This is a genomic window from Streptomyces sp. NRRL S-920 (assembly GCF_000717945.1).
Classification (GTDB): Bacteria; Actinomycetota; Actinomycetes; order Streptomycetales; family Streptomycetaceae; genus Streptomyces; species Streptomyces alboniger.
On record NZ_JODF01000008.1, the window covers coordinates 1 to 26,762 of the forward strand.

Consider the following 26,762-nt stretch of genomic DNA (forward strand, 5'->3'; position numbering starts at 1 on the left):
GTACCGGGTGGGCGGGGTAGGGGGCCGGGGCGGGGTCCGTTTACCCCGTACCGGGTGGGCGGGGTAGGAGGCCGGGGCGAGGCCCGATTACCTCGCACCGAGGGGTGGGGTGGCCCCCCCACGCACCCGCACCCCGGATCGAAACGCGAGGGGACGTGCCGGTATGTCCGCCCGGAGCACGTTGCCTGCCGCCCCGGGCAACAGCAGATGAGCGCCCGCACCGAGATGGCGAGGACGGACATACCGGCGCGGCCCCGCCCCAAAACAAACCGGGTAGGCACCCCGGGGGCACAGCCGCCCGGCTCCACCCCACCCTCGTCCCGCACTCCCAAAAACGACCCGGGTAGACATACCCGGGGTACAACCACTCCAGACCCCGCTCAAGCGACGCCGCAACGAGAGGCTGACGACCCCGTGCAGGACAACTCCGAACTCATCGCGCGAGCCCAGGCCTGGCTGGCCGAGGACCCGGACCCCGAGACCCGCGAAGAGCTGGCCAAGCTCGTCGACGCCGAGGACACCGCCGAGCTGACCGCCCGTTTCGCCGGCACGCTCCAGTTCGGCACCGCCGGACTCCGCGGCGAGCTGGGCGCGGGCCCCATGCGCATGAACCGCTCCGTGGTCATCCGCGCCGCCGCCGGACTCGCCGCGTACCTCAAGGGCAAGGGCCGGACCGACGGCCTCGTCGTCATCGGTTACGACGCCCGCCACAAGTCCGCCGACTTCGCCCGCGACACCGCGGCCGTGATGACCGGCGCCGGGCTCCGCGCGGCCGTGCTCCCCCGCCCCCTGCCGACCCCCGTCCTCGCCTTCGCCATACGGCACCTCGGCGCGGTGGCGGGCGTGGAGGTCACGGCGAGCCACAACCCGCCGCGCGACAACGGCTACAAGGTCTACCTCGGCGACGGCTCCCAGATCGTGCCGCCCGCCGACGCGGAGATCGCCGCCGAGATCGACGCGATCGCGAGCCTGCACGACGTGCCCCGCCCCGAGAGCGGCTGGGAGATCCTCGGTGACGACGTCCTGGAGGCCTACCTGGCCCGCACGGACGCCGTCCTGGCCCCGGAGTCCCCCCGCACCGCCCGCGCCGTCTACACGGCCATGCACGGCGTCGGCAAGGACACCCTCCTCGCGGCCTTCGAGCGCGCCGGCTTCCCCGCCCCCATCCTCGTCGCCGAGCAGGCCGAGCCGGACCCGGACTTCCCGACGGTCGCGTTCCCGAACCCGGAGGAGCCGGGCGCGATGGACCTGGCCTTCGCGACCGCGGCCCGCACCAGCCCCGCCCCCGACCTGATCATCGCCAACGACCCGGACGCGGACCGCTGCGCCGCCGCGGTCAAGGACGGCGCCGACTGGCGGATGCTCCGGGGCGACGAGGTGGGGGCGCTGCTCGCCACGCACCTCGTCAGGCGCGGAGCACAGGGCACCTTCGCCGAGTCGATCGTCTCCTCCTCCCTCCTCGGCCGGATCGCCGAGAAGGCGGGTCTTCCGTACGAGGAGACGCTGACGGGCTTCAAGTGGATCGCCCGCGTCGACGGCCTGCGCTACGGCTACGAGGAGGCGCTCGGCTACTGCGTGGACCCCGAGGGCGTACGCGACAAGGACGGCATCACCGCCGCGCTCGTCCTCACGGAGCTGGCCTCCGAGCTGAAGGAGCAGGGCCGCACCTTCCTCGACCTCCTGGACGACCTCGCCCTGGAGCACGGCCTGCACGCCACCGACCAGCTGTCGGTCCGCGTGGAGGACCTGTCCCTGATCGCGGACGCCATGCGCCGCCTGCGCGAGCAGCCCCCGGCCCAACTCGCGGGCCTGCCCGTGACGCGGGCGGAGGACCTGACGCGGGGCACGGACAGGCTGCCGCCCACGGACGGCCTGCGCTACACGCTCGACGGCGCCCGCGTCATCGTGCGCCCGAGCGGCACGGAGCCGAAGCTCAAGTGCTACCTGGAGGTGGTGGTCCCGGTGTCGTCCAAGGCGGACCTCCCCGCGGCGCGCGCCAAGGCCACCGACATGCTCGCCACGATCAAGCGCGACCTGTCGGCGGCCGCGGGCATCTGACTCCTGTCCCCTCGGACGGGTGGCCCTGCCAAAGGGCCACCCGTCCGAGTGATTCCACTCCTGCGGCTGCCGCAGCGGCACGGTGTGCTGCCGGTCCCCCAGGAAGGTTCGACCGGTAGCGCACGATCACGTACGTTCCGGGAGCCGCCGCAGTGCCGTACGGACCAATTCCCCCGACCGCCGCCCCGTCCAGGGTCCCCGCGTCCCGGCGTCCTCCCACCGCGGCCCGACCCTCCCCCGGCCTGCGCCACCGCGCGGCCCGTGCCCTGCGGCACGCCTCCCCGGCCGTGCTCGCGTACGCGGCCGTACGCACGCTCGGCCTGCTGGTCTTCGTCCCCTGGGCGCACGGCGAGCGCCGCGGCGTCCGGCATCTGCTCATGGCGTCCTGGGACTGCGACTGGTACCTACGGATCGCCCAAAACGGTTACGCCCACGAGCTGGGCACCCGGATCGACGGGAACAATCTCGCCTTCTTCCCGCTGTACCCGCTGCTCATCAGGGCGGGCGACGCCCTGCTGCCCTGGCTGCCGCGCGGCGCGGCGGGCCTGTCGGTCTCGGTGGCCGCCTCGCTGCTCGCGGCATGGGGGATCTTCGCGGTGGGCGATCGGCTGTACGGGCGCCGCGCCGGGGTCGTCCTCGCGGTCCTGTGGGGCAGCCTGCCGGTGGCCCTGGTGCAGTGGATGGGCTACACGGAGTCCCTGTTCACGGCGCTCTGCGCATGGTCGCTGTACGCGGTGCTGAGCGGCCGCTGGCTGTGGGCGGGCTCGCTGGCCGCGCTGGCGGGGCTCACCCGGCCCACGGGGGTGGCGCTCGCCGCGGCCGTGTCCCTGACGGCGCTGCTCTCCCTACGGCGGTCCTACGCCCCGCGTCCGCTCCTGGGCGCCCTCATCGCGCCCCTCGGCTGGCTGGCGTACGTCGCCTGGGTCGGCCTGCGCCTCGGCCGCTGGGACGGCTATTTCGCCGTACAGAAGCTGTGGCACAACAAGTGGGACGGCGGTGTCGAGACGGTCCGGCGCATGCAGGCGCTGTTCATGACCGAGCGGCCCGCGCTGTTCTACGCGATGGTGACGGCAGTCCTGCTGGGCTCGGTCGTCCTCTACGTGCTTTCGGCAATCGACCGCCAGCCGCTCCCCCTGCTGGTCTTCACCGGACTGCTCCTGCTGATCGTGCTCGGCAGCAGCGGCGTCTACTTCCCCCGGGCCCGTTTCCTGCTGCCCGGCTTTCCCCTGCTGCTGCCGCTCGCCGTGGCGCTGGCGCGGGCGAGGACGCCGGTGCTGGTGACGGTGCTGACGGCGGCGGCGCTCGGCTCGGCCGCGTTCGGCGGGCACATGCTGCTGGGGTGGCACGGCCCTCCGTAGAGCGGGGCCGTCAGGTCACGTCACCGCGAGCAACACCGCGAGGAGCACGGCCCCCGCGGCGCAGGGCGCGATGATCTCGTAGGCCCACCGCACCACGGCCTCGCCCTGCGCGGACTCGGCGGTGGCGTGCTGCTCGGCGAGGTCGCGCAGTTCGTCCATGGACTGGTCGCCGGTGGAGCGCGGGGGCGGGGCGTGGGGGTCGAGGAAGGGGCGGCCGCCCGTCGGGTCACCGGAGGCGGCGGCCTGCGACTGCCTGCGCGCCGCCTTCTTGCGGCCGCGCAGGGAGACGGGGATGGCCCAGAGCTGGTACTTGGCGCCGGTCCGGGTGAGGGCCTCGTTCGAGTAGCCGGAGCGCAGGGTCGCGACGGACGCCCACGGCAGGGTGATGGTCCGGAAGGGGTTGCGGATCCGCAGCCGGTCGTCGTTGGCGTAGACGGCGGGCCGCACGGTGAACGCGACGACCAGCGGCACCGCGACGAGCAGCCCGGCGAGCGCGATCCACGGGGTGCGGCCCTCGCCCCGGATGACGGCGTCGATGCCGAGCCAGGCGCCCAGGGCGAGCAGCAGGACGCCACCGGCGATACCGGCGGGGGACCGGAAGGTGCGGTCCTTGTACGCGGGCTCCGCCGCGAGGGGCTCGCTCGTACCCCGGTGCTTCTGAGGGTCGCTCATACCCTGATTCTGCCTGAAGCCCCGCGCGGGGCCCCGGCCCCCACCCCTGCCCCCACCCCTGCCCCCACCCCTGTACAGCAGCTACGCGCGTAGATATGCTCCCCTCGTGACCATGTCCACTGCATTCGCTGACGTGACAGCGTCCGACAGCACGCTCCGCCGCTTCCTTCACGGACTGCCCGGCGTCGACGCGGTCGGCCTGGAGGCGCGTGCCGCCTCGCTCGGTACCCGTTCGATCAAGACCACGGCGAAGGCGTACGCCATCGACCTGGCCATCTCGATGATCGACCTGACGACGCTGGAGGGCGCCGACACCCCGGGCAAGGTCCGGGCGCTCGGCGCGAAGGCCGTCAACCCGGACCCCACGGACCGAGGCGCGCCGCGTACCGCGGCCGTCTGCGTCTATCCGGACATGGTCGCCACCGCCAAGGAGGCCGTCGCGGGCAGCGGCGTGAAGGTCGCCTCCGTCGCGACCGCCTTCCCCGCGGGCCGCGCCGCGATCGAGGTGAAGCTCGGCGACGTGCGCGAGGCCGTGGCCGCCGGCGCCGACGAGATCGACATGGTCATCGACCGGGGAGCCTTCCTCTCCGGGGACTACATGACGGTGTACGAGCAGATCCGCGCCGTGAAGGAGGCCTGCGGCACCGCCCGCCTGAAGGTCATCTTCGAGACGGGCGAGCTGTCCACGTACGACAACATCAAGCGCGCCAGCTGGATCGGCATGATCGCCGGCGCCGACTTCATCAAGACCTCGACCGGCAAGGTCGGCGTCAACGCCACCCCGTCCAACACCCTGCTGATGCTGGAGGCCGTCCGCGACTTCCGCGCGCAGACCGGCGTGCAGATCGGCGTGAAGCCCGCGGGCGGCATCCGCTCGACGAAGGACGCGGTGAAGTTCCTCGTCCTGGTGAACGAGACGGCGGGCCCCGACTGGCTGGACAACCACTGGTTCCGCTTCGGCGCCTCGTCCCTCCTCAACGACCTGCTGATGCAGCGCCAGAAGCTGGCCACCGGCCGCTACTCCGGCCCCGACTACGTGACGGTGGACTGATCCGATGACTTCCCCCTTCGAGTACGCGCCGGCGCCCGAGTCCCGCTCCGTCGTCGACATCGCGCCGAGCTACGGCCTGTTCATCGACGGCGAGTTCACCGAGGCCGCCGACGGCAAGGTCTTCAAGACGGTCTCCCCGTCCACCGAGGAGGTCCTCTCCGAGGTCGCGCAGGCCTCCTCCGAGGACGTCGACCGCGCGGTGAAGGCCGCCCGCAAGGCCTTCGAGAAGTGGTCGGCGCTGCCGGGCGCCGAGCGCGCCAAGTACCTCTTCCGCATCGCCCGGATCATCCAGGAGCGCAGCCGCGAGCTGGCCGTCCTGGAGACCCTGGACAACGGCAAGCCGATCAAGGAGACCCGCGACGCGGACCTCCCCCTGGTCGCCGCGCACTTCTTCTACTACGCGGGCTGGGCCGACAAGCTCGACCACGCCGGGTACGGCCCGAACCCCGCCCCCCTCGGTGTCGCGGGCCAGGTCATCCCCTGGAACTTCCCGCTCCTGATGCTGGCCTGGAAGATCGCCCCGGCGCTCGCGACCGGCAACACGGTCGTCCTGAAGCCCGCCGAGACGACCCCGCTGTCCGCCCTCTTCTTCGCGGACATCTGCCGCCAGGCGGGCCTGCCCAAGGGCGTCGTCAACATCCTTCCCGGCTACGGCGACGCGGGCGCGGCCCTGACCGCCCACCCGGACGTGAACAAGGTCGCCTTCACCGGCTCCACGGCCGTCGGCAAGGCCATCGCCCGCCAGGTCGCGGGCACGGACAAGAAGGTCACGCTCGAACTGGGCGGCAAGGGCGCGAACATCGTCTTCGACGACGCCCCCATCGACCAGGCCGTCGAGGGCATCGTCACGGGCATCTTCTTCAACCAGGGCCAGGTCTGCTGCGCCGGTTCGCGCCTGCTCGTTCAGGAGTCGATCCAGGACGAGCTGCTCGACTCGCTCAAGCGCCGACTGTCGACGCTGCGCCTCGGCGACCCGCTCGACAAGAACACGGACATCGGCGCGATCAACTCCGCCGAGCAGCTGGCCCGCATCACCGCGCTCGCCGAGACGGGTGAGGCCGAGGGCGCCGAGCGCTGGTCGGCCCCGTGCGAACTGCCCACGTCGGGCTACTGGTTCGCGCCGACGCTCTTCACGAACGTCACGCAGGCGCACACCGTCGCCCGCGACGAGATCTTCGGCCCGGTCCTGTCCGTGCTCAGCTTCCGTACGCCGGACGAAGCCGTCGCCAAGGCCAACAACACCCAGTACGGCCTCTCCGCCGGCATCTGGACGGAGAAGGGCTCGCGCATCCTCGCGGTCGCGAACAAGCTCCGGGCCGGTGTCGTCTGGGCCAACACATTCAACAAGTTCGATCCGACCTCGCCGTTCGGCGGTTACAAGGAGTCGGGCTTCGGCCGCGAGGGCGGCCGCCACGGCCTGGAGGCGTACCTCGATGTCTGAGCGACTCACTGTCTTCAAGACCTACAAGCTGTACGTCGGCGGGAAGTTCCCGCGTTCCGAGAGCGGCCGGGTGTACGAAGTGACCGACGCAAAGGGCAGGTGGCTGGCGAACGCCCCCCTCTCGTCCCGCAAGGACGCGCGTGACGCGGTCGTGGCGGCCCGCAAGGCGTTCGGCGGCTGGTCGGGCGCGACCGCGTACAACCGCGGGCAGATCCTCTACCGCATCGCCGAGATGCTGGAGGGCCGCCGCGACCAGTTCGTGCGCGAGGTCGCCGACGCCGAGGGCCTCTCGAAGTCCAAGGCCGCCGCGGTCGTGGACGCGGCCATCGACCGCTGGGTCTGGTACGCGGGCTGGACGGACAAGATCGCCCAGGTCGTGGGCGGTGCGAACCCGGTCGCCGGACCGTACTTCAACCTCTCGACCCCGGAGCCGACGGGCGTCGTCGCGGTGCTCGCGCCGCAGGAGTCGTCGTTCCTCGGCCTGGTCTCCGTGCTCGCCCCGGTGATCGCGACGGGCAACACGGCCGTCGTGATCGCCTCCGAGAAGGCCCCGCTCCCGGCGCTCTCGCTGGGCGAGGTCCTGGCGACCTCGGACGTCCCCGGCGGTGTGGTCAACCTCCTCACCGGCAGGACCGCCGAGATCGCCGCCCCGCTCGCCGCGCACCAGGACGTCAACGCGATCGACCTGACGGGCGCGGACGCGGACCTCGCCCGCGACCTGGAGATCGCCGCCGCGGACAACCTCAAGCGCGTACTGCGTCCACAGCCTGTGGATTTCTCCGCCGACCCCGGCACGCACCGCCTGACGGCCTTCCTGGAGACCAAGACGGTCTGGCACCCCACGGGCTCGCTCGGCGCCTCGGGCTCGGCCTACTAGCGGGCGCGAGTCCCCCCGGCCATCTCCCCGACGAAGCCCCGGCCTCCGCCGTCCAGGAGGCCGGGGCTTCGTCTAGCCCGCCAGCAGGCCCGTCGCCGGGCCCACCACCGGCAGGTCGTCCAGGGAGGCCCCCCGGGCGAGCGGTCCGGTGGCCACGGCCGTGGTGAGCGGCTTGAAGTCCGCCACCTGCGTGCCGAGCGAGTTGTTGAGCGGGTCCACGCTGGTGTTCGCCAGGGGGTCCAGCTGAAGGGTCCTGGCGGGGTTGAGTCCGCCCGCCGTCGCGCTGCGCGCCGCGCCCGCGAGCGCCTGCACCGCGGAGGCCCCGTCGACGTCGCCGAGCGGCGTGGGGACCGCCGCCGCGCTCGTGCTGCCCGCGCCGAGCGCGGCGCCCGCCACGGTGAGGGCGAGACCGGCGCGCAGCAGTGCGCGGGAGCCGGGACGGGGTGACCTGGAGGCCGTGTGTCGTGTCATGAGTACCGCCCATATCCGTGCGTCATGGTGTGCATCGTGCGTAATCGAGCGAGCACGTAGCGTAGTTGACGTGTGACGTGGCCACCAAAGCCGACCCGCGGGGGGTGTCCGCGCGGCGCGATGCCGCACACTGTTCTCTCGTGAGCCCCCATCCCCCGATACCCGCCCGCGTCGTGCTGCTCTGCGGCCCCTCAGGCTCGGGCAAGTCGTCCTTCGCCGCCCGGTCCGGGCTGCCCGTACTGTGCCTGGACGACTTCTACAAAGAAGCAGGCGACCCTACGTTGCCGCTGGTCCCGGGCAGTTCGGACATCGACTGGGACTCGCCCGCGTCCTGGGACGCGGAAGTGGCGGTCGCCGCGATCGAGGAACTGTGCCGCACCGGGCGTACGAGCGTCCCGGTGTACGACATCGCGACCAGCGCGCGTGTGGGGCGGACGGCCCTGGACATCGAGCGGACACCCGTGTTCATCGCGGAGGGCATCTTCGCGGCGGACATCGTGGAGCGGTGCCGGGAGATCGGCGTGCTCGCCGACGCGATCTGTCTGCGGGGGCGGCCTTCCACCACCTTCCGGCGGCGGCTGCTCCGGGATCTGCGGGAGGGGCGCAAGTCCGTGCCGTTCCTCCTGCGGAGGGGGTGGCGGCTCATGCGTGCGGAGCGTGCCATCGTGGCGCGGCAGGCCGGGCTCGGGGCGCATCCCTGCGGGGCCGAGGAGGCGTTGGGGCGGGTGGCCTCCGCCGCGGCCGGGCGGCGTGTCGCGGCTGCGCGCTGACGCCGACGCGCGCCGACCCCTGCCGAACAAACAGAAGGACCGGACAGGCCCCCCCGGCCTACCGGTCCCGCTGCTTTTCCCCCGTGCTTTCCCCCGTGCTTCCGCCGCGTCCCCCCGGAGCGGCGGCCCCCGTGTTTCCCCCCCCCGATCCTCAGGCGACCAACTCGCCGAAGGACTCCTCCTGGTCACGGCCGAAGCTGAGGACGTCGTCCTCGCGCAGCCGGCGCAGCGAGCGCCAGATGCTGGACTTCACCGTGCCCACGCTGATGTCGAGGATGTCCGCGATCTCCGGGTCGGTGCGGCCCTCGTAGTAGCGAAGGACCAGCATCGTGCGCTGGAGTTCGGGCAGCCGGGCCAGGGCCTGCCACAGGACGGCGCGCAGCTCCGTGCCGCGCATCGCGTCCGTGTCGCCCACCGTCTCCGGCAGTTCCTCGGTCGGGTACTCGTTCAGCTTGCGGCGGCGCCACGCGCTGATGTGCAGGTTCGTCATGGTGCGGCGGAGGTAGCCCCCCACCGCGGCCTTGTCGCTGATCCTGTCCCAGGCGCGGTACGTCGAGAAGAGGGCGCTCTGGAGCAGGTCCTCCGCCTCGAAGCGGTCGCCGGTCAGGTGGTATGCCGTCGCGTACAGAGAGGCGCGGCGTTCCTGGACGTAGGCGGTGAACGCCGCTTCGGCGTTCACCGCCTCCGGCAGGGACTTCCGCTCCCCCGAGCCCTCCCCGTACGCGCTTCCCCCGTGCGGCGCGTCAACCACCGTCATGTACGTGGTGTGCTGACGCCCGGTGCCGCGAGCGCACCCCCGCCCGCTCACGGCACCGGACCTCTCAGATCCCCGCCCGACGTCGTGGAGACGCGTGACAACTGCGCTTGAGCTGGTGCTGTGCAGCGTATTCATCTCGCGCCCCCCGTCGGTGGAGTCCGGCCTGTTCCGTCTTGCTTCCGTGCTTCTTGCGTGTGACCAGAACTCTGCCCGAGCCACTTCATGGCGGTGTCCGCCGACTGTCACAGGCCTGTCACAGGGGCCCCGCGCCCCTTCCGTGCGTGAGGGTGCGGTGTGGGAGCGCTCCAGCAGTCGAAGTGCGGCCTGGCATGGGACAGAATGACCTCCGTGCCTTCCCTGTTGCTGATCGAGGACGACGACGCCATCCGGACGGCCCTGGAGCTTTCGCTGACGCGCCAGGGGCACCGGGTGGCCACTGCTGCCACCGGCGAGGACGGTCTGAAACTGCTCGGTGAGCAGCGGCCCGACCTGATCGTGCTGGACGTGATGCTGCCGGGCATCGACGGGTTCGAGGTGTGCCGTCGCATCCGGCGCACCGACCAACTGCCCATCATTTTGCTGACCGCGCGCAGCGACGACATCGACGTGGTGGTGGGCCTGGAGTCCGGCGCCGACGACTATGTGGTCAAACCCGTGCAGGGGCGCGTGCTCGACGCCCGGATCAGGGCCGTGCTGCGGCGCGGCGAGCGGGAGGCCAACGACGCGGCGACGTTCGGTTCGCTCGTCATCGACCGGGCCGCGATGACCGTGACGAAGAACGGCGAGGACCTCCAGCTCACACCGACCGAGCTGCGGCTGCTCCTGGAGCTGAGCCGCAGGCCCGGACAGGCCCTGTCCCGGCAGCAGTTGCTGCGGCTCGTCTGGGAGCACGACTACCTCGGCGACTCGCGGCTCGTCGACGCCTGTGTGCAGCGGCTGCGCGCCAAGGTCGAGGACGTCCCCTCGTCGCCCACGCTGATCCGCACGGTGCGCGGGGTCGGCTACCGGCTGGACACTCCTCAGTGACCAAAGCGCAGGACAAGCTCCGCGGCCTGCCCGCGGCACGCAAGGCCCTTCTGGCGGGACTGCGCTTCACGAGCCTGCGTCTGAGGCTCGTACTGGTCTTCGCCCTCGTGGCGCTCACCGCCGCCGTCTCGGCGTCCGGCATCGCGTACTGGCTCAACCGCGAGGCCGTGCTGACGCGCGCCCAGGACGCGGCGCTCAAGGACTTCCGGCAGCAGATGCAGACCCGCGCGGGCGCGCTGCGCGCCAACCCGACGCAGGAGGAACTCCAGTCGGCCGCCGGGCAGATGGCCAACAGCAGCCAGGGCTACAGCGTGCTCCTGGTCGCCGAGAAGGAGGGCGGCGGCCGGATCGTCGGCTACTCCGACCTGGACGCGTTCACCTTCGCCAAGGTGCCGGGCTCGCTGCAAAAAGCCGTCACCGAGAAGCAGCAGCTCAACTCCGGCAACGACAGCCCCTACCACCTGTTCTGGCAGCGGACCGTCGACCACGGGACCCCGTACCTGGTCGGCGGCGCCACGGTGATCGGCGGCGGCCCGACGGGCTACATGCTCAAGTCCCTCGAACCGGAGGCCAAGGACCTCAGTTCGCTGGGCTGGTCCCTCGCCATCGCCACCGGTCTGGCGCTGATCGGCTCCGCGCTGCTCGCGCAGGCCGCCGCGACGACCGTACTCAAACCCGTGCACCGCCTCGGCGTCGCCGCGCGCAGGCTCGGCGAGGGCAAGCTCGACACGCGCCTGCGGGTGTCCGGCACCGACGAACTCGCCGATCTCTCGCGGACGTTCAACAGGACCGCCGAGAACCTGGAGAAGAAGGTCGCCGACATGAGCGCCCGCGAGGAGGCGTCCCGGCGGTTCGTCGCCGATATGTCGCACGAGCTGCGTACGCCGTTGACGGCGATCACCGCGGTGACCGAGGTCCTGGAGGAGGAGCTGGACGCGGAGACCGGTTCCGTCGACCCGATGATCGAGCCCGCCGTACGGCTCGTGGTGAGCGAGACGCGCCGCCTGGGCGATCTCGTGGAGAACCTCATGGAGGTCACCCGCTTCGACGCGGGCACCGCGCGGCTCGTCCTGGACGACGTCGACATCGCCGACCAGATCACCGCCTGCATCGACGCGCGCGCCTGGCTGGACGCGGTGGAGCTGGACGCCGAGCGCGGCATCACCGCCCGGCTCGACCCGCGCCGCCTGGACGTCATCCTGGCCAACCTCATCGGCAACGCCCTCAAGCACGGCGGCTCCCCGGTGAAGGTCTCGGTGCGGCTGGAGGACGCGAAGCTCGTCATCTCCGTACGCGATCACGGCCCCGGCATCCCCGAGGACGTCCTGCCGCACGTCTTCGACCGCTTCTACAAGGCGAGCGCGTCCCGGCCGCGGTCCGAGGGCAGCGGCCTGGGGCTTTCCATCGCCCTGGAGAACGCGCACATCCACGGCGGTGACATCTCCGCGGCCAACTGCCCCAAGGGCGGCGCCGTCTTCACGCTGTGGCTGCCGTGCGACAGCGAGAGCGACGGGGAGGACTGCGCGCGGGACGCGGGCGGTGACGAGGACGGTAGCGAGGACCGTGTCGAGGGGGGCCAGGCGTGAAGGGGCGTCGGATCCGGGCCGCGGCGGCCACCGCGGTGCTCGCCGCCGCGCTCGCCGGGTGCGGGATCAGGTCGACGGAGGTGCCCACCGACTTCGGGCCCGCGCCGTCGCGGGTGCCGTGCGTGATGTCGGGCTCCGCCATCGCCTCGCAGTCGGGCAGCGGGGTGCCCGTCGAGGTCTTCCTGGTGTGCGCGGCCCAGCTGGTGGCCGTCGACCGTACCGTGCGGGTCGACGAGGACAAGGCGGCCACCGACCGGGTGCGCATCGCCCAGGCCCTCCTCGACGAGCTGGCCGCACCGCCCTCGGAGTCCGAGAAGCAGGCGGGCCTCGCCACGGACGTACGCGGTGGCGTACGGGTCTCCGGTCCCGCCGGCGGCGACCCGGAGGACACGCTGCGGTTCAGTACGCCGCCCGAGGACCTGTCGGCGTTCGCGCTCGCGCAGATCGTGTGCACGCTGGCCGACAGCGCCGCGGCCGCCGAGGACCAGACAGTGATCATGGGCGGCCCGGGGGGCGATCCGCTGCGGCGCTACTCCTGCACGCCCGAGGTCCGCTCCCGCCCCGGCACGGTGGCGCTGCCCACCAGGACGGTGGAGTAGGGGCCCGCGGCGGGACGCGGAACCGATCCTGCCGCCTCTGGCGTCTTGGGGGGCGTGCGTCAAGGCTCGGGCGGCCGTACTGCCGCCATCCGCTTCCGCGCGGCGGGAGGATTCCTCCTCGTCGCGCACCTTCTGCTCGTCGGATGGATCACGCTGCGTCCGCTGGACGTTCCCTGGGTGAGCGCCGCGAATCTGCGGCCGCTCGCCGGGATCAAGGCGGATCTGGCGCTCGGCGGCCTCCAGGCGACCCGCCGGATCGGCGAGGCCCTGCTGCTGCTCGCCCCGCTCGGCGTGCTGCTCCCGCTGGCCGGCGGACGGCTCCTCGTCTCGCCGTGGGGTTCCCTGGTGCGTACGGTCGCCGCCGGCGCGCTGCTCTCGCTCGGCATCGAGCTGCTCCAGACCGGGGTGCCCGGGCAGGTCGTCGACATCGACTCGCTGCTCCTGAACACCCTCGGGGTCGCCCTCGCCCATGTGGCCGTGGTGCCCGCGGTACGCGCCAGACTGCGTCGCCGGGTGGATCCGGAGCACGTCACGGCCCTTCTGCGGGAGGAGGCCCCTCAGGGGTCGACCCCGACGATTCCCAGGGTCGGGATCGCCCCTTAGAGCGAGGTTTCTCCTATGGGGTACCCGTAGCTTTAAAGCATCGAGGCACACCCCAGAGCCTCGTCCCTACGGTTCGTTAAGGAGCCCGACATGACCGCCCTTACCCGCCCCACCCACGGCCGGATGATCGGCGGAGTGTGCGCCTCCCTGGCCAAGCGCTTCGGCACGTCCGCGACCACGATGCGCGTGATCTTCGTGGCGTCCTGCCTGCTCCCCGGCCCGCAGTTCCTGCTCTACCTCGCCCTGTGGTTCCTGCTGCCGGACGAGAGCAAGACCCGTAACGCCTGGTGACGACGCGATGGGGCGCCCCTCCACAAGGAGGGGCGCCCCATCGGTGTGCGCGGCGGGATCAGCCGAGCGGCAGGCCGTTGATGGCGCTGCCGCCCATGGGCACGCCACCCAGGGGCACGCCGCCGAGCAGCTCGCCGACCGGAGAGGCGGGGACGGGGGCGGCGGTGGCGGGGGCCGCGGCGCCCTTGGCCGCGGGCGGCGTGGCGGAGGAGGTCACCTTTTCGAGGGTGGGCTGCACGGCGGTGAGACCACCGGCCAGGGCGCCCTGCGCGGCGGCGAGCGACTGGGGGGCGCCGGCGGGCAGCGTCTTGGCAGCCTGGTCCAGGGGGAGGATCGAGCTGACCGGGCCCAGGGCCGAGGTCACGTCAGGGAGACCGGCGGCGGCGTTCGCGGCGCCGGCACCGGCGGCGGCGAAGGCGGCACCGAGAGCGGCGACACCGAGGGTCTTGGCAGCAGACTGCTTCATCTTCAATGCGTCCTTGCGAATTCGATGACGGGGATCTGCGCGGTTCAACGACCGTAAACACCGCCGATCACGGCTCGCGGGCAGCGAAAAGCGGCCGGGTGACGAAGAACCCGGCCGCCGAAGCATCGCGCAAGGACGCGATACGACCCGCTAGCTCCCGGCAGACGCGCTGGTCGAGACCGTCTGGCGGAACAGCCATTCGGACTTCAGCTCGGCATAGCCGGGCTTGATCACATCACTGATCATGGCCAGCCGTTCATCGAAAGGAATGAACGCTGATTTCATCGCATTGACTGTGAACCATTGCATGTCATCGAGCGTGTAGCCGAACGTGCCGACCAGGTGCTCGAATTCGCGGCTCATGCTGGTGCCCGACATCAGACGGTTGTCGGTGTTCACCGTGGCACGGAAGTGCAGCTTGCGCAGGAGGCCGATGGGGTGCTCGGCGTAGGAGGTGGCGGCGCCCGTCTGGAGGTTGGAGCTGGGGCACATCTCCAGCGGGATGCGCTTGTCCCGTACGTACGACGCGAGGCGGCCGAGCTTGACGGTGCCGTCGTCGGCGATCTCGATGTCGTCGATGATGCGCACGCCGTGGCCGAGGCGGTCGGCGCCGCACCACTGGAGGGCCTGCCAGATCGACGGCAGGCCGAAGGCCTCACCCGCGTGGATCGTGAAGTGGTTGTTCTCGCGCTTGAGGAACTCGAAGGCGTCGAGGTGGCGGGTGGGAGGGAAGCCCGCCTCGGCGCCCGCGATGTCGAATCCGACGACGCCCAGATCGCGGTAGCGGTTGGCCAGCTCGGCGATCTCCAGCGCGCGGGCGGCGTGCCGCATGGCGGTGAGCAGCGCGCCGACGCGGATGCGGTGGCCGTTCGCCTTCGCGCGGCGCTCGCCCTCGCGGAAGCCTTCGTTGACCGCCTCGACGACCTCTTCGAGCGTGAGGCCGTTCTCCAGGTGCTGCTCGGGGGCGTAGCGGATCTCGGCGTAGACCACACCGTCCTCGGCGAGGTCCACGGCGCACTCGGCGGCCACCCGCTTGAGGGCGTCCTTCGTCTGCATCACCGCGCAGGTGTGGGCGAAGGTCTCCAGATAGCGCTCCAGGGAACCGGAGTCGGCCGCCTCGCGGAACCAGATCCCGAGCTTGTCGGGGTCGGTCTCGGGCAGTCCCTCGTAGCCGCAGTCGCGGGCGAGGTCGACGATCGTGCCGGGGCGCAGGCCGCCGTCGAGGTGGTCGTGGAGGAGCACCTTGGGGGCGCGGCGGATCTGTTCGGCGCTGGGCGTTTCACGGTCCGTGTGACCGGTCGTGTGTGTCTGGCTCGTCATTTCGGCACTCTAGCGCCTACGCGCGTAGAACTCACTGGTCGATACGTAACAGTGACCCGGCGGACGGGTGGCGTACACCATGCCTTCTGACACTGTTCTGTCATGGCACAGCAAGGGACGGCGGGGCCCGCGGGCACGCCGAGGCTCGGGCGAGTGATCAAAGCGGCCCCTTCGGCGGTGAGCGGCGTGGCCCTTCTGCTGCCCGGCGGCGCCGAGACCTCCACGCGCAGACCCTCGCCGCTGGCGGCCGGCGCGGTGCGCGCGCTGGGGCGCAGGCTGGCCCACGACGGGCGCGCGGACGGCCTCGCCGCGCATGTCGTGCGCTACCGCTGCCGGGGCTGGAACGGCGCGCAGGCGCGGCTCGCCGAGGACACGGCGTGGGCGGCGGACGAGGTCGTACGTCTCTACGGCGATGTCCCCGTCTGCCTGGCCGGGGTGGACATGGGCGGCCGGGCGGCGCTGCGCGCGGCCGGGCACCGCGCGGTCAACTCCGTGCTGGCCATCGCCCCTTGGCTGCCCGAGGACGACATGGCGGCGCCGCCCGAGCCGGTGAAGCAGCTCGCGGGGCGGCGGGTCCTGATCGTGCACGGCACGAACGACGAGCGGACCGATCCCGAGCTGTCGTTCCGGCTGGCGGAGCGGGCGAAGAAGACGAACCGTGATGTGTGCCGGTTCGAGGTGCACTCCGATGGGCACCGGCTCCATCAGCATCAGAGTGAAGTCCTGGCGCTGGCCTCGGACTTCGTACGCGGGACGCTCTTCGGTACGGATTTCGCCCGGCCGTTGGAGGACGCGCTGGCCGCTCCGCCACCCTTGGGGTTGCGGATGCCGCTCGCCTCTGGGTTCGGGCGGTCGCTTCGGCGGTGAGCCCCGTGTTTGAGGCGCGGTCGATCACCGGCTTCGCCGAGTTCGTCCTCAATCGCCGGACGGGCTATGACCAACTTCCGGCAGGAGTTTTCCCTTTCTGCTCAGCAGGAACTCCTTGAACGCCGCCACCGGCGGGGTGTCCGGGTGGCCGCCCAGCCAGGCCACGCCGATCTCCCGTACCGCCCGCTGGCCCGTCACCGTCAGTTCGACGACTCCCGGGCGGGGTACGGCGGGCGGGGGCAGCAGGGCCACTCCCAGGCCCGCCGCCACCAGGCCGCGCAGGGTCTCCGCCTCCTCCCCCTCGAAGGCCACGCGGGGCTTGAAGCCCGCCTCCTGGCAGAGGTCGTCCGTGATGCGGCGCAGGCCGTAGCCGGGCTCCAGGGTCACGAAGGCCTCGTCGGCGGCCTCGGCGAGGCGGATCCGCTTACGCGCGGCGAGGCGGTGGTCGTCGGGCACGACCAGGCGCAGGCGTTGCTCGTCGAGGCGGCGGGCGACCAGGTCGGGGGCGTCGGGCACGGGAGAGGTGAGGCAGAGGTCCAGCTCGCCCGCGCGCAGGCGCTCCAGCATCGCCTCGCCGTAGTTCTGCACGAGGCTGAAGCGCACCCGGGGGTGGTCGGCGCGGAAGGCGCGGATGAGGCCGGGCACGGTCTCCGAGCCCATGGTGTGCAGGAATCCGAAGGCGACCTTTCCCGAGGCCGGGTCGGCGTCGGCGCGCACCGACTCGGCCGCGCGCTCCACCTCGCCGAGCGCCCGCTCGACCGAGGCGAGGAAGGTGCGGCCGGACGGGGTGAGCGAGACGGTGCGGCCGCGGCGGGCGAACAGGTCGACGCCGAGGTCCTGTTCGAGACGTACGAGTGCGCGGGAGAGCGTCGACTGGGGGATCTGCATCTCCTGCGCGGCGCGCGTGACGTGCTCGGTGCGGGCGACGCCGGCGAAGTACGCGAGGCGTGGCGCAAGCAGCGTCACGATGTCCTCCACGTCACTGTTGTGTGACAGGCGCGGCTGTGACCTCTGCTGATGCGGCATGGGAACGATTATGGCGTTTCCATGCATTGGACGCATCAAAAAGAGCGTCGTACGTTCGTGGCATGCCTCCTGCCAGTAGCGGGGCGTCCGCCACCCATGCGGTCGCCCTTCCTTCGCCGTCCCCCGCCGCCGATTCCCGTCTGACACCGGGCGGTCCCGGCTACCGCCGGATGAGCTTCGCGCTCTTCCTCGCGGGCGTCGCGACCTTCGCCCTCCTCTACTCCACGCAGGCCCTGCTGCCGCTGCTCTCCGCCGACTTCGGCGCGAGCGCGAGCACGGCGAGCTGGACGGTCTCGGCGGCCACGGGCGCACTGGCTCTTCTCGTCCTGCCGCTGAGCGCGCTCAGCGAGCGCTTCGGGCGGCGCGCGGTGATGACCGCGTCCCTGACCGTCGCGGTGGCGGTCGGGCTCCTCGTCCCCTTCGCCCCGTCGGTCGAGGTGCTCATCGCGCTGCGCGCCGTGCAGGGCGCGGCCCTCGCCGGGCTCCCGGCGTCCGCGATGGCGTTCCTCGCCGAGGAGGTGCGGCCCAAGGCGCTGGTCGGGGCGATCGGCATGTTCGTGGCGGGCAACTCCATCGGCGGCATGAGCGGGCGCATCGTCACGGGCTGGGCCGCGCAGGCCTGGGGATGGCGCGCGGCGCTCGCCGTCGTCGGCGTCCTCGCGGTGCTGTGCGCGGTCGCCTTCCGCACGCTGCTGCCCGCGCCGCGGCACTTCACGCCGGGCTCGCTCAGCCCCAAGTCGCTCGCGCGCACGGTGCGTACGCATCTGTCCGACCCGCTTCTGTGCAGGCTGTACGCGATCGGCGCGCTGTTCATGACCGTCTTCGGCGCGGTCTACACGGTGATCGGATACCGGCTCACCGAGGCGCCGTTCTCGCTCCCCCAGGGCGTCATCGGCTCGATCTTCCTGGTCTACCTCGTCGGTACGGTCTCGTCGGCCGCGGCGGGCAAGCTCGTGGCACGGCTCGGGCGGCGCGGGGCGCTGTACCTGGCGGTGGGCACGACGGCGGGCGGGCTGCTGCTGTCCCTCTCGGCGTCGCTGGTCCTGGTGCTGCTGGGTCTTGTGCTGATCACCGCCGGGTTCTTCGCGGGGCACGCGGTCGCGTCCTCGTCGGTGAGCCGTACGGCGACGACCGGGCGGGCTCAGGCGTCGGCGCTCTACCAGTCCGCGTACTACCTGGGCTCCAGCGCGGGCGGCACGCTCGGCGCCGTCGCCTTCCACGCGGGCGGCTGGGGCGGGACCGTGGCGCTCGGCCTGCTCGCGGTGACCGGTGTGGTCTCGGTGACCGTGTGGGGCTCGCACGTGGCGCGGGTGGAGCGGCGCCGGGGGCTGGTGGCCCGCTCCTGCTGAGGGCTTCCGCCCGGCCGCGGCTGAGGCCTTCGCCCTCTGCCGCATTCGGGCTCACGCCGATTTCACCTGCGGGTTTTCCCACTCCGGCGGCCGTTGTCAGTGGGCTGCGGTAGCTTCCGGTGTGTCGGGCCTCACTGTCGGGCCCTTCTCGGAAGCCGCAGGGGTGGGTGGGATGAGCGACATCGCAGGGACGACGACCGATCTGGACGTCACGCTGGAGAAGTACCGGGTCGAGCTGACCGGATACTGCTATCGGATGCTGGGCTCGGCCTTCGAGGCCGAGGACGCCGTGCAGGACACGATGGTGCGCGCCTGGCGCAGCTTCGAGAAGTTCGAGGGCCGCTCCAGCGTCCGCTCCTGGCTGTACAGAATCGCGACGAACGTCTGCCTGGACATGCTGAACGCGGGCAACCGCCGCGCCCGCCCCATGGACCTGACCGCCGCCGCCCCGCTGGCGCAGGCGGCGCTCACCCCGCGTCCGGACAACACCTGGCTGGAGCCGATGCCCGACGCCCGCATCCTGCCGACGCCCGGTGACCCCGCCGAGGCGGCCGTCGCCAAGGAGTCGGTGCGCCTGGCCTTCGTCGCGGCCCTCCAGAACCTGCCGCCCAAGCAGCGGGCGGTGCTGATCCTGCGCGAGGTCCTCGCCTGGAAGGCCAGCGAGGTCGCCGAGCTGATCGACACCTCCGTCGCCTCGGTGAACAGCGCGCTCCAGCGGGCCCGCGCCACCCTCGCCGAGCGGCCGGAGGACGACACGGCCGTCTCCGATCCGCTGGACGAGGAGCAGCAGAAGCTTCTGGAGCGCTATGTCGCCGCCTTCGAGGGGTACGACATGGCGGCGCTGACCGCGCTGCTCGCCGAGGACGCCGTCATGACGATGCCGCCGTTCGACCTGTGGCTGCGCGGCACGGCGGACATCACCGGCTTCATGTCCACGATGGGCGCCGCCTGTGCCAACGGCCGCCTGCTGCCGGTGGATGTGAACGGCACGCCGGGCTTCGCGCAGTACAAGCCCGACCCCGACAACGGCGGCTTCATGCCCTGGTCGATCCAGGTCATCGAGATCTCAGAGGGACGCATCGCCGGCTTCCACTGCTTCCTGGACACCGAGCGGTGGTTCCCGCTGTTCGGGGTGCCCCTCCATCTCGACGACTAGCCCGAGCAGTTCGACAAGGCCGACGAGGCCCAGCAGCGCCAGCAGGGCGGGGGCGGGATTCCTGAGCCGGATCCGGCCCCCGGCTCTTCGGGCGGCGAGGTGCAGGCGGGCGATGGCGTCGACGGTGGTGAGGTCGGCGGTGGTGACGGCGGAGACATCGCAGATCACGTCGCCCCTCGCGCCGTCGCCGGGCCCGTGCCGGGCGGCGGCGACCTGCTCGCACAGGCGCGGGATGTCGGCGGCGCGCAGGGGGCCGGCGATGCGGATGAGGTGCTCTCGGGAATCGGCCACGCAGGGTGGACCGGAGCGGCGGGCGGAACTCATCGGTGATCGCGCCCGCGATGAGGCCTGCCCGCGTCAGTCCGTGGGGAACTCGCTGGTATCGATCTCCACATCGAAGGGTTCGGGGAGCTTGACGGGCTCACCGAACTTGCAGGCGCTCAGGACGCGGTAGACGTCGCCTCGGGGTTCGCCGTAGAGGGTGATGGTGGGACCGCCGGGGGCCCAGCGGTCGATGAGGAGGTAGAGGGGGATGCCTGCGGTGGCATAGGCGGCGGGCTTGCTGATGCGGTCGTGTCGGGCGTTGGAGGGCGAAGTCACCTCGACGACGAGCTCGGCGGCGCCGGCCGGAACGTGCGTCTGTGTAGGTTCGACGTCTGCCAGTGGGATCACGACGAGGTCGGGGATGAGCATTCCGAGCTTCGACGGCACAGCGACGGACAGCGTCTGGAAGACGCCCCAGTCATCTGGAAGGACGGAGTACAGAAGGCGGTGCACCTTCTGTGCGACGAGATTGTGGCGATTGGCAGGACCGGGCGACACGGTGATGACCCCTTCGATGATCTCCACCTTGCTGCCCTCGGGCCACTCCATCTCCTCCCGGAGCCGGACGAGGTCGTCCCAGTCCCGGCCGGGGTCGTGGTCCACGGTGAGTGCGCTCATGGCGGTCTCCTCTTTCGGTACGTCACCGATCCCAGCATGCCGAACGGGACCGGCGGCGGTCCACCGATCCCGTTCACCCGTACGAGTAAGCGCTGGTCACAGAGGGCCCCGAAGGGACGCGGGGAACTGCGCGGCCAGCCCACACGCGCCCGCGGCCGACGGATCAGCCGATCCGGTCCAGCACAATCGCCCCCGGCGAGAAGTCCGCCCCCGCGGCAGCGATGTCGTACGAACCCTCCACCGACTCCAGCGCGTACGCGAACCGCTCCGGCGTGTCCGTGTGCAGGGTCATCAGGGGCGCGCCCGCCTCGACGGAGTCGCCCGGCTTGGCGTGGAGTTCGACGCCCGCGCCCGCCTGGACCACGTCCTCCTTGCGCGCGCGGCCCGCGCCGAGGCGCCAGGCGGCGACGCCGATGTCGTACGCGTCGAGGCGGGTCAGGACGCCGGAGGACGGCGCCGTGACGACGTGCCGCTCCCGGGCCACCGGCAGCTTCGCGTCCGGGTCGCCGCCCTGGGCCGCGATCATGCGACGCCATACGTCCATCGCCGAGCCGTCCGCCAGCGCCTTCGCCGGGTCCGCGTCCTTCAGGCCCGCCGCGTCCAGCATTTCGCGGGCCAGCGCCAGGGTCAGTTCGACGACGTCCGCCGGGCCGCCGCCCGCGAGGACCTCGACCGACTCGCGGACTTCGAGGGCGTTGCCCGCCGTCAGGCCGAGCGGGGTCGACATGTCGGTGAGCAGGGCCACCGTGCGGACGCCGCTGTCCGTGCCCAGCTCCACCATCGTGGAAGCCAGTTCACGCGCGTCCTCGATGTTCTTCATGAACGCGCCGGTGCCGACCTTCACGTCCAGGACCAGCGAGCCCGTGCCCTCGGCGATCTTCTTGGACATGATGGACGAGGCGATCAGGGGGATGGCCTCCACCGTGCCGGTGACGTCACGCAGGGCGTACAGCTTCTTGTCGGCGGGGGCCAGGCCGTCGCCCGCCGCGCAGATCACCGAGCCGACGCCGTCCAGGACGCTCAGCATCTCCTCGTTGGAGAGCAGCGCGCGCCAGCCGGGGATGGCCTCCAGCTTGTCCAGGGTGCCGCCGGTGTGGCCGAGACCGCGGCCCGACAGCTGCGGGACGGCCGCGCCGCACGCGGCGACCAGCGGGGCGAGCGGCAGCGTGATCTTGTCGCCGACGCCGCCAGTGGAGTGCTTGTCGGCGGTGGGGCGGGAGAGCGAGGAGAAGTCCATGCGCTCGCCCGACGCGATCATCGCGGCGGTCCAGCGGGCGATCTCCTTGCGGTTCATGCCGTTGAGCAGGATCGCCATCGCGAGGGCCGACATCTGCTCGTCGGCGACCGCGCCGCGCGTGTAGGCGTCGATGACCCAGTCGATCTGCTCATCGGTCAGCTCGCCCCGGTCGCGCTTGGTGCGGATGACGGAGATGACGTCCATGGCGGTCCTTCCAGCAGTACAGCGACGTACGTACGTAGATACGAGGCGACTCTACGCGCATAGAGCCCCGAGATGAAGGTGGCCCCGCGCCCAAGATCTCCAAGGGGGCGGGGCCTGCCGTCAGTTGAGGTGCTGCGGGCCGAACGCGTCGGGGAGCATGTCCGCGAGCGTGCGCACGCCCGAGGCCGTCTCCAGGAGCAGCTCCGGGCCCCCGAACTCGTAGAGCAGCTGGCGGCAGCGGCCGCAGGGCATCAGGATCTCGCCCTTGCCGTCCACGCACGTGAAGTGGGTGAGGCGGCCGCCGCCGGTCAGCTGGAGCTGCGAGACCAGGCCGCACTCGGCGCACAGGCCGAGGCCGTAGGAGGCGTTCTCGACGTTGCAGCCGGAGACCGTCCTGCCGTCGTCCACCAGCGCCGCGGCGCCGACCGGGAACCCCGAGTAGGGCGCGTACGCGCGGGACATGGCCTCGCGCGCGGCTTCCCGCAGGGCGTCCCAGTCGGTGTCCTGGGCGGCTGTCGTCACTTTCCTTGTCCCCTTCGGTACGGCATTCCGTCCGCCTTCGGCATCCGCAGCCGCTGGGCGGAGAGCGAGAGGACCAGCAGGGTCACCACGTACGGGGTGGCGGTGACGACCTGGTTGGGCACCTCGTCCGTCAAGCCGTACCACAGGAACATCAGCACGGAGACGGCCGCGGTGATCGCCGCGGGCACGTAGCGCTTGCGCCAGGCGAGGTAGATCGCGCCGATGACCAGCAGGATCGCGAGGAGCAGCAGCAGCGCGTGGACGTTCGTACCGCCGCCACGGAGCTTGAGGCTGTCGGTGTAGCCGAACAGGCCCGCGCCGAGCGCGAGTCCGCCCGGCATCCAGTTACCGAAGATCATCGCGGCGAGGCCGATGTAACCGCGGCCGCCGGTCTGGCCCTCCAGGTAGATGTTGGAGGCGACCAGCGAGAGGAAGGCGCCGCCGAGACCGGCGAAGCCGCCCGAGATGATCACGGCGAGGTACTTGTACTTGTAGACGTTGACGCCGAGGGACTCGGCGGCGACGGGGTTCTCGCCGCAGGAGCGCAGCCGCAGCCCGAACGACGTGCGCCACAGCACCCACCAGCTCAGCGGCACCATCGCGACGGCCACCACGGTGAGCGGCGACAGGCCGGTGACCAGGCCGCCGATCAGGCCCGCGAGGTCGGAGACCAGGAACCAGTGCTTGCCGTTGAGGTCCATGAGCCAGTCGGAGAGGCCGGGGACCGAGAAGTCGCCCAGGGACTCGACGGGCGGTGACTGCTTCGACGTACCGCCCTCCTCGCCCTCGAAGGCGAACGTCGCGAGGTAGCGGGTGACGCCCAGGGCGAGGATGTTCAGGGCCACACCGGAGACGATGTGGTTGACGTTGAAGGTGACCGTCACGATCGCGTGCAGCAGACCGCCGAGCGCGCCGCCGAGGACGCCGAAGAGGACACCCACCCAGGGGCCCCACTGGAAGCCCGCCCAGGCACCGAACCAGGTGCCGAGGATGAGCATGCCTTCGAGGCCGATGTTGACGACGCCCGCGCGCTCGGCCCACAGGCCGCCGAGGCCCGCGAGGCCGATCGGCACGGCGAGCTTGAGCGCCGTGGACATCTGGCCGGTGGAGGTGATGCCGTCGGCGCCGGTGATGACGCGGACCAGCGAGATCAGCACCAGGACGCCGGCGATGGAGAGCAGGAGGACGGGGAGCGGGATGCGGCGGCGGCCCGCGGCGGGCTGCTTGGCCGGGGGCTTGGCCACGGATGCCGTGCTCATCGGGCAGCCACCTCCTTCGCGGAGTCGTTGTTGCCGTTGTTGCCGTTGTTGCCGTTCGCCCGTGCGGCGGCGGCCAGTTCCTCACCGACGCGGCGCTGCTGGCGGCGCAGGCCCCAGCGGCGCACCGTCTCCGAGGAGACGACGACCGCGATCACGATGAGGCCCTGCATGATCACCGCGATCTCCTTGTCGTACGCGACCGGGGTCGCGTAGTCGAGGGCGGGCGATGCCTTGTCGAGGAAGGCCCACAGCAGCGCGGCCAGCGCGATGCCGACCGGGTTGTTGCGGCCGAGGAGCGCGATGCCGATGGCGGTGAAGCCGAGGCCCGCGGGGAAGCTGAGGCTGTAGGTGTGGGTGTCGCCGAGCAGGATCGGCAGACCCGCGAGGCCCGCCATCGCACCGGAGATCAGCATGGCGGTGAGCACCATGCGCTTGGCGTTGACGCCGGAGGCCGCGGCGGCCGACTCGGAGGCGCCGGTGGCGCGCAGGTCGAAGCCGAACCGGGTGCGGTTGAGGACCAGCCAGTACAGGACGCCCGCGAGGACGGCGACGAAGACGAAGCCGTAGACCTCGCCGCCCGCCAGCTTGATGCCGGGGAACCAGCCGGACTCCTTCATCACGCCGGTGGTCTGGTTGTTGCCGACCGGCACACCGAAGTTCTCGGTGAGGGTGAGGTAGCCGATGACGCTCGTCGCGATGGCGTTGAGCATGATCGTGGCGACGACCTCGCTGACGCCGCGGGTGGTCTTGAGGAGACCCGCGATGCCCGCCCAGAAGGCGCCGGTGAGCATGGCGACCACGATCAGCAGCGGGATCTGGAGCGCGGCCGGGAGCGCGACATGCGCGCCGACGACGGCGGTGACCATCGCGGCGAGGCGGTACTGGCCGTCCACGCCGATGTTGAACAGGTTCATGCGGAAGCCGATGGCCACCGCGAGCGCCGCCAGGTAGTACATGCCTGCCTGGTTGATGGTCAGCACCTGGACGTCGGAGTAGGAGATCTGCTCCAGCATCAGGGTGTACGGCTCGATCGGGCTCTTGCCCGAGGCGAGCAGCACGACCGAGGTCAGCGCCACGGCCACGAACAGCGCGATGACCGGGGCGGCCACCGCGAGGAGCACACGCTCCTTGTCGAACTTCTTCATCGGGTCTCGTCCTCCTCGGACGCCTCGGAGCCGTCACCGGACTCGACGTGTTCCAGGTGTCCGGAGGCGGCACCCGTCATCGCCGAGCCCAGCTCCTCCGGCGTGATGGTGGCCGGGTCGGCGTCCGCCACGAGCCGTCCGCGGTAGATCACGCGGAGGGTGTCGGAGAGGCCGATCAGCTCGTCCAGGTCGGCGGAGATCAGCAGGACGGCGAGGCCCTCGCGGCGTGCCTCGCGGATCTGGTCCCAGATCTGCGCCTGCGCGCCGACGTCCACACCGCGGGTGGGGTGGGCGGCGATCAGGAAGCGCGGCTTGTGGCTCATCTCGCGGCCGACGATCAGCTTCTGCTGGTTGCCGCCGGACAGCGAGGCGGCCGTCACGTCGATGCCGGGCGTACGGACGTCGTACTCCTCGACGATGCGGCGGGTGTCGGCCTGGGCGCCCTTGGGGTCCAGCCAGAAGCCGCGCGCGTTCGGCTTCTCCGTGACGTGGCCGAGGATGCGGTTCTCCCACAGCGGGGACTCCAGGAGGAGGCCGTGGCGGTGGCGGTCCTCGGGGATGTACCCGATGCCGTCCTCGCGCCGCTTGCGGGTCGCCGTGCCGGTGATGTCCTCGCCCGCCATGCGGATGACGCCGGAGTCGGCGTGCTTGAGGCCGATCAGCGCGTCGATCAGCTCGGTCTGGCCGTTGCCCTCGACGCCCGCGATACCGAGGACCTCTCCCTCGTGGATCGTGAAGGAGATGTCGTCGAGCAGGGCGCGGCCCGACTCGCCGGCGGCGAGCAGCTTGAGGCCCTCCACCTGGATCATCGGGCGGTCGGTGACCGTGGACTCCGCCGTCTCGGGGGTCGGCAGTTCGCTGCCCACCATCAGCTCGGCGAGCTGGCGCGGGGTCGTCTCGGAGGGGATCGCCGTGCCGACCGTCGTGCCGCGCCGGATGACGGTGATGTCGTCGGCCACGGAGAGGACCTCGCCCAGCTTGTGCGAGATGAAGATGACGGACAGGCCCTCGGACTTGAGTTCGCGGAGGTTGTCGAAGAGCGCGTCGACCTCCTGCGGCACGAGCACGGCCGTCGGCTCGTCGAGGATCAGCGTGGTGGCACCGCGGTAGAGGACCTTGAGGATCTCCACGCGCTGCCGGTCGGCGACGCCGAGGTCCTCGACGTAGGCGTCGGGGCGCACTCCGAGGCCGTAGCGGTCGGAGAGGTCGAGGATGGTGCGGCGGGCGGCGGCGCCGATGCCGTGCAGCTTCTCGCTGCCGAGGACGATGTTCTCCAGGACGGTCAGCTGGTCGGCGAGCATGAAGTGCTGGTGGACCATGCCGATGCCGCGCGCGATGGCGTCGGCGGGGCTGGAGAAGGCGACCTGCTCACCGTCGACGGTGATGGTGCCCTCGTCCGGCTTCTGCATGCCGTAGAGGATCTTCATCAGCGTCGACTTGCCGGCGCCGTTCTCGCCGACGAGGGCGTGCACGGTGCCCTTGCGGACGGTGAGGTGGATGTCGTGGTTGGCGACGACTCCGGGGAAGCGCTTGGTGATGCCGGCGAGTTCGACGGCGATGGGCGGAGGGTTGGTGGACGCGTCGATGGCGCACTCTCCTCTGGGGCCAAAGGGCCTGAAGGGCCTGAAGGAAAGGGGCCGCCTACGCGCGCAGTGCCCCTGCTGGTGAAAAGTGGCTCGCGCGAACGGGGCGCGGGTGGACCCGCGTCC

27 protein-coding genes are annotated in these 26,762 nt (G+C 71.5%); 14 read left to right on the forward strand and 13 right to left on the reverse strand.

Translation table 11 applies throughout. From position 1 onward, the window contains the following. Positions 1–414: 414 nt before the first annotated feature. Positions 415–2,058 carry a phospho-sugar mutase gene (locus tag IG54_RS0108140; RefSeq protein WP_030779073.1) on the forward strand — a complete coding sequence of 548 codons (1,644 nt, stop codon included), beginning with the start codon at positions 415–417 and terminating at the stop codon, positions 2,056–2,058. Positions 2,059–2,225: 167 nt separating this feature from the next. Then, on the forward strand, positions 2,226–3,416 hold the full coding sequence (locus IG54_RS0108145; RefSeq protein WP_030779076.1) for a glycosyltransferase family 39 protein: 1,191 nt from the start codon (positions 2,226–2,228) through the stop codon (positions 3,414–3,416). A gap of 15 nt (positions 3,417–3,431) precedes the next feature. Here IG54_RS0108145 and IG54_RS0108150 read toward each other — a convergent pair whose 3' ends face one another. Next, positions 3,432–4,088 (reverse strand): PH domain-containing protein, encoded by a 657-nt coding sequence (locus tag IG54_RS0108150; RefSeq protein WP_030779079.1) that lies wholly within the window; start codon positions 4,086–4,088, stop codon positions 3,432–3,434. A 112-nt stretch (positions 4,089–4,200) separates the two neighbouring features. Between IG54_RS0108150 and deoC the strand changes: the two genes are divergently transcribed. The 3 genes from deoC to IG54_RS0108165 are packed head-to-tail and all read left to right on the forward strand — an operon-like array spanning position 4,201 to position 7,457. Further along, a complete protein-coding gene (gene deoC / locus IG54_RS0108155; protein ID WP_030779081.1) occupies positions 4,201–5,139 on the forward strand; it encodes a deoxyribose-phosphate aldolase in 939 nt (312 codons plus the stop codon). Between the two features lie 4 nt (positions 5,140–5,143). Continuing rightward, entirely contained in the window at positions 5,144–6,580 is a 1,437-nt protein-coding gene (locus IG54_RS0108160) for an aldehyde dehydrogenase family protein (RefSeq protein ID WP_030779083.1), read from the forward strand. Continuing rightward, positions 6,573–7,457, forward strand: a complete 885-nt coding sequence (locus IG54_RS0108165; protein ID WP_030779085.1) for an aldehyde dehydrogenase family protein — start codon at positions 6,573–6,575, stop codon at positions 7,455–7,457. Before IG54_RS0108160 ends, IG54_RS0108165 begins: the two co-directional genes overlap by 8 nt. A gap of 72 nt (positions 7,458–7,529) precedes the next feature. On the opposite strand, the gene IG54_RS0108170 is transcribed toward IG54_RS0108165, so the two are convergent. Then, on the reverse strand, positions 7,530–7,928 hold the full coding sequence (locus tag IG54_RS0108170; RefSeq protein ID WP_030779088.1) for a hypothetical protein: 399 nt from the start codon (positions 7,926–7,928) through the stop codon (positions 7,530–7,532). Between the two features lie 140 nt (positions 7,929–8,068). Here IG54_RS0108170 and IG54_RS0108175 point away from each other — a divergent pair, with 140 nt between their 5' ends. After that, a complete protein-coding gene (locus IG54_RS0108175) occupies positions 8,069–8,698 on the forward strand; it encodes a uridine kinase family protein (RefSeq protein WP_030779091.1) in 630 nt (209 codons plus the stop codon). Between the two features lie 151 nt (positions 8,699–8,849). On the opposite strand, the gene IG54_RS0108180 is transcribed toward IG54_RS0108175, so the two are convergent. Continuing rightward, positions 8,850–9,590, reverse strand: a complete 741-nt coding sequence (locus IG54_RS0108180) for a SigE family RNA polymerase sigma factor (protein WP_078593851.1) — start codon at positions 9,588–9,590, stop codon at positions 8,850–8,852. Between the two features lie 213 nt (positions 9,591–9,803). Between IG54_RS0108180 and afsQ1 the strand changes: the two genes are divergently transcribed. The 5 genes from afsQ1 (at position 9,804) to IG54_RS0108205 (ending at position 13,560) form a co-directional block, all read left to right on the forward strand. Continuing rightward, entirely contained in the window at positions 9,804–10,481 is a 678-nt protein-coding gene (gene afsQ1 / locus IG54_RS0108185) for a two-component system response regulator AfsQ1 (protein ID WP_030779097.1), read from the forward strand. After that, positions 10,478–12,067 (forward strand): sensor histidine kinase, encoded by a 1,590-nt coding sequence (locus IG54_RS0108190; protein ID WP_030779100.1) that lies wholly within the window; start codon positions 10,478–10,480, stop codon positions 12,065–12,067. Before afsQ1 ends, IG54_RS0108190 begins: the two co-directional genes overlap by 4 nt. Continuing rightward, positions 12,064–12,666, forward strand: a complete 603-nt coding sequence (locus IG54_RS0108195) for a hypothetical protein (RefSeq protein ID WP_199809510.1) — start codon at positions 12,064–12,066, stop codon at positions 12,664–12,666. Before IG54_RS0108190 ends, IG54_RS0108195 begins: the two co-directional genes overlap by 4 nt. A 54-nt stretch (positions 12,667–12,720) precedes the next feature. Next, a complete protein-coding gene (locus IG54_RS0108200) occupies positions 12,721–13,269 on the forward strand; it encodes a VanZ family protein (protein ID WP_030779106.1) in 549 nt (182 codons plus the stop codon). Between the two features lie 90 nt (positions 13,270–13,359). Beyond that, positions 13,360–13,560 (forward strand): PspC domain-containing protein, encoded by a 201-nt coding sequence (locus tag IG54_RS0108205; RefSeq protein WP_030779108.1) that lies wholly within the window; start codon positions 13,360–13,362, stop codon positions 13,558–13,560. A gap of 58 nt (positions 13,561–13,618) precedes the next feature. Here the strand turns inward: IG54_RS0108205 and IG54_RS0108210 are convergent, their stop codons facing one another. After that, positions 13,619–14,026: a hypothetical protein gene (locus tag IG54_RS0108210; protein WP_030779111.1), complete on the reverse strand. Its 408-nt coding sequence runs from the start codon at positions 14,024–14,026 to the stop codon at positions 13,619–13,621. Between the two features lie 150 nt (positions 14,027–14,176). After that, a complete protein-coding gene (locus tag IG54_RS0108215) occupies positions 14,177–15,346 on the reverse strand; it encodes an adenosine deaminase (RefSeq protein WP_030779114.1) in 1,170 nt (389 codons plus the stop codon). A 102-nt stretch (positions 15,347–15,448) separates the two neighbouring features. On the opposite strand from IG54_RS0108215, the gene IG54_RS0108220 reads away from it, so the two are divergent. Continuing rightward, complete coding sequence (locus IG54_RS0108220) at positions 15,449–16,213, forward strand: alpha/beta hydrolase (protein ID WP_030779119.1); 765 nt, start codon at positions 15,449–15,451, stop codon at positions 16,211–16,213. 48 nt (positions 16,214–16,261) lie between these two features. Here the strand turns inward: IG54_RS0108220 and IG54_RS0108225 are convergent, their stop codons facing one another. After that, positions 16,262–17,239: a LysR family transcriptional regulator gene (locus IG54_RS0108225; protein ID WP_030779122.1), complete on the reverse strand. Its 978-nt coding sequence runs from the start codon at positions 17,237–17,239 to the stop codon at positions 16,262–16,264. A gap of 62 nt (positions 17,240–17,301) precedes the next feature. Between IG54_RS0108225 and IG54_RS0108230 the strand changes: the two genes are divergently transcribed. Then, a complete protein-coding gene (locus IG54_RS0108230) occupies positions 17,302–18,588 on the forward strand; it encodes an MFS transporter (protein ID WP_030779125.1) in 1,287 nt (428 codons plus the stop codon). 172 nt (positions 18,589–18,760) lie between these two features. Next, the gene (locus tag IG54_RS0108235) at positions 18,761–19,744 is read left to right on the forward strand and encodes a sigma-70 family RNA polymerase sigma factor (RefSeq protein ID WP_030779127.1); all 984 of its coding nucleotides are present in this window, start codon (positions 18,761–18,763) and stop codon (positions 19,742–19,744) included. On the opposite strand, the gene IG54_RS0108240 is transcribed toward IG54_RS0108235, so the two are convergent. The 7 genes from IG54_RS0108240 to IG54_RS0108270 all read right to left on the reverse strand — a co-directional run bounded on the left by IG54_RS0108240 (position 19,655) and on the right by IG54_RS0108270 (position 26,639). After that, positions 19,655–20,035 (reverse strand): STAS domain-containing protein, encoded by a 381-nt coding sequence (locus tag IG54_RS0108240; RefSeq protein ID WP_234336062.1) that lies wholly within the window; start codon positions 20,033–20,035, stop codon positions 19,655–19,657. The two genes, IG54_RS0108235 and IG54_RS0108240, sit on opposite strands and share 90 nt — an antisense overlap. Positions 20,036–20,101: 66 nt before the next feature. Then, positions 20,102–20,686, reverse strand: coding sequence for a Uma2 family endonuclease (locus IG54_RS0108245; protein WP_030779131.1), 585 nt, complete (start codon positions 20,684–20,686; stop codon positions 20,102–20,104). A 163-nt stretch (positions 20,687–20,849) separates the two neighbouring features. Next, positions 20,850–22,127, reverse strand: a complete 1,278-nt coding sequence (locus IG54_RS0108250) for a thymidine phosphorylase (RefSeq protein WP_030779133.1) — start codon at positions 22,125–22,127, stop codon at positions 20,850–20,852. A gap of 120 nt (positions 22,128–22,247) precedes the next feature. Further along, a complete protein-coding gene (locus tag IG54_RS0108255) occupies positions 22,248–22,649 on the reverse strand; it encodes a cytidine deaminase (protein ID WP_030779135.1) in 402 nt (133 codons plus the stop codon). Next, complete coding sequence (locus IG54_RS0108260; RefSeq protein WP_030779137.1) at positions 22,646–23,908, reverse strand: ABC transporter permease; 1,263 nt, start codon at positions 23,906–23,908, stop codon at positions 22,646–22,648. Before IG54_RS0108260 ends, IG54_RS0108255 begins: the two co-directional genes overlap by 4 nt. Further along, complete coding sequence (locus IG54_RS0108265) at positions 23,905–25,053, reverse strand: ABC transporter permease (RefSeq protein WP_030779139.1); 1,149 nt, start codon at positions 25,051–25,053, stop codon at positions 23,905–23,907. Before IG54_RS0108265 ends, IG54_RS0108260 begins: the two co-directional genes overlap by 4 nt. Continuing rightward, positions 25,050–26,639 carry an ABC transporter ATP-binding protein gene (locus tag IG54_RS0108270; RefSeq protein WP_420712234.1) on the reverse strand — a complete coding sequence of 530 codons (1,590 nt, stop codon included), beginning with the start codon at positions 26,637–26,639 and terminating at the stop codon, positions 25,050–25,052. Before IG54_RS0108270 ends, IG54_RS0108265 begins: the two co-directional genes overlap by 4 nt. Between the last annotated feature and the right edge of the window lie 123 nt (positions 26,640–26,762).

Excerpts from the sequence above, each read along its gene's own strand:
- IG54_RS0108205 (WP_030779108.1), top strand. The coding sequence starts at position 13,360 with ATGACCGCCCTTACCCGCCCCACCCACGGCCGGATGATCGGCGGAGTG.
- IG54_RS0108170 (WP_030779088.1), bottom strand. The coding sequence starts at position 7,928 with ATGACACGACACACGGCCTCCAGGTCACCCCGTCCCGGCTCCCGCGCA.
- IG54_RS0108220 (WP_030779119.1), top strand. The coding sequence starts at position 15,449 with ATGGCACAGCAAGGGACGGCGGGGCCCGCGGGCACGCCGAGGCTCGGG.
- IG54_RS0108225 (WP_030779122.1), bottom strand. The coding sequence starts at position 17,239 with ATGCCGCATCAGCAGAGGTCACAGCCGCGCCTGTCACACAACAGTGAC.
- IG54_RS0108215 (WP_030779114.1), bottom strand. The coding sequence starts at position 15,346 with ATGACGAGCCAGACACACACGACCGGTCACACGGACCGTGAAACGCCC.
- IG54_RS0108260 (WP_030779137.1), bottom strand. The coding sequence starts at position 23,908 with ATGAGCACGGCATCCGTGGCCAAGCCCCCGGCCAAGCAGCCCGCCGCG.
- IG54_RS0108160 (WP_030779083.1), top strand. The coding sequence starts at position 5,144 with ATGACTTCCCCCTTCGAGTACGCGCCGGCGCCCGAGTCCCGCTCCGTC.
- IG54_RS0108235 (WP_030779127.1), top strand. The coding sequence starts at position 18,761 with ATGAGCGACATCGCAGGGACGACGACCGATCTGGACGTCACGCTGGAG.
- IG54_RS0108210 (WP_030779111.1), bottom strand. The coding sequence starts at position 14,026 with ATGAAGCAGTCTGCTGCCAAGACCCTCGGTGTCGCCGCTCTCGGTGCC.
- IG54_RS0108245 (WP_030779131.1), bottom strand. The coding sequence starts at position 20,686 with ATGAGCGCACTCACCGTGGACCACGACCCCGGCCGGGACTGGGACGAC.
- IG54_RS0108250 (WP_030779133.1), bottom strand. The coding sequence starts at position 22,127 with ATGGACGTCATCTCCGTCATCCGCACCAAGCGCGACCGGGGCGAGCTG.
- IG54_RS0108150 (WP_030779079.1), bottom strand. The coding sequence starts at position 4,088 with ATGAGCGACCCTCAGAAGCACCGGGGTACGAGCGAGCCCCTCGCGGCG.
- IG54_RS0108230 (WP_030779125.1), top strand. The coding sequence starts at position 17,302 with ATGCCTCCTGCCAGTAGCGGGGCGTCCGCCACCCATGCGGTCGCCCTT.
- IG54_RS0108265 (WP_030779139.1), bottom strand. The coding sequence starts at position 25,053 with ATGAAGAAGTTCGACAAGGAGCGTGTGCTCCTCGCGGTGGCCGCCCCG.
- IG54_RS0108180 (WP_078593851.1), bottom strand. The coding sequence starts at position 9,590 with ATGAATACGCTGCACAGCACCAGCTCAAGCGCAGTTGTCACGCGTCTC.
- deoC (WP_030779081.1), top strand. The coding sequence starts at position 4,201 with ATGTCCACTGCATTCGCTGACGTGACAGCGTCCGACAGCACGCTCCGC.
- IG54_RS0108165 (WP_030779085.1), top strand. The coding sequence starts at position 6,573 with ATGTCTGAGCGACTCACTGTCTTCAAGACCTACAAGCTGTACGTCGGC.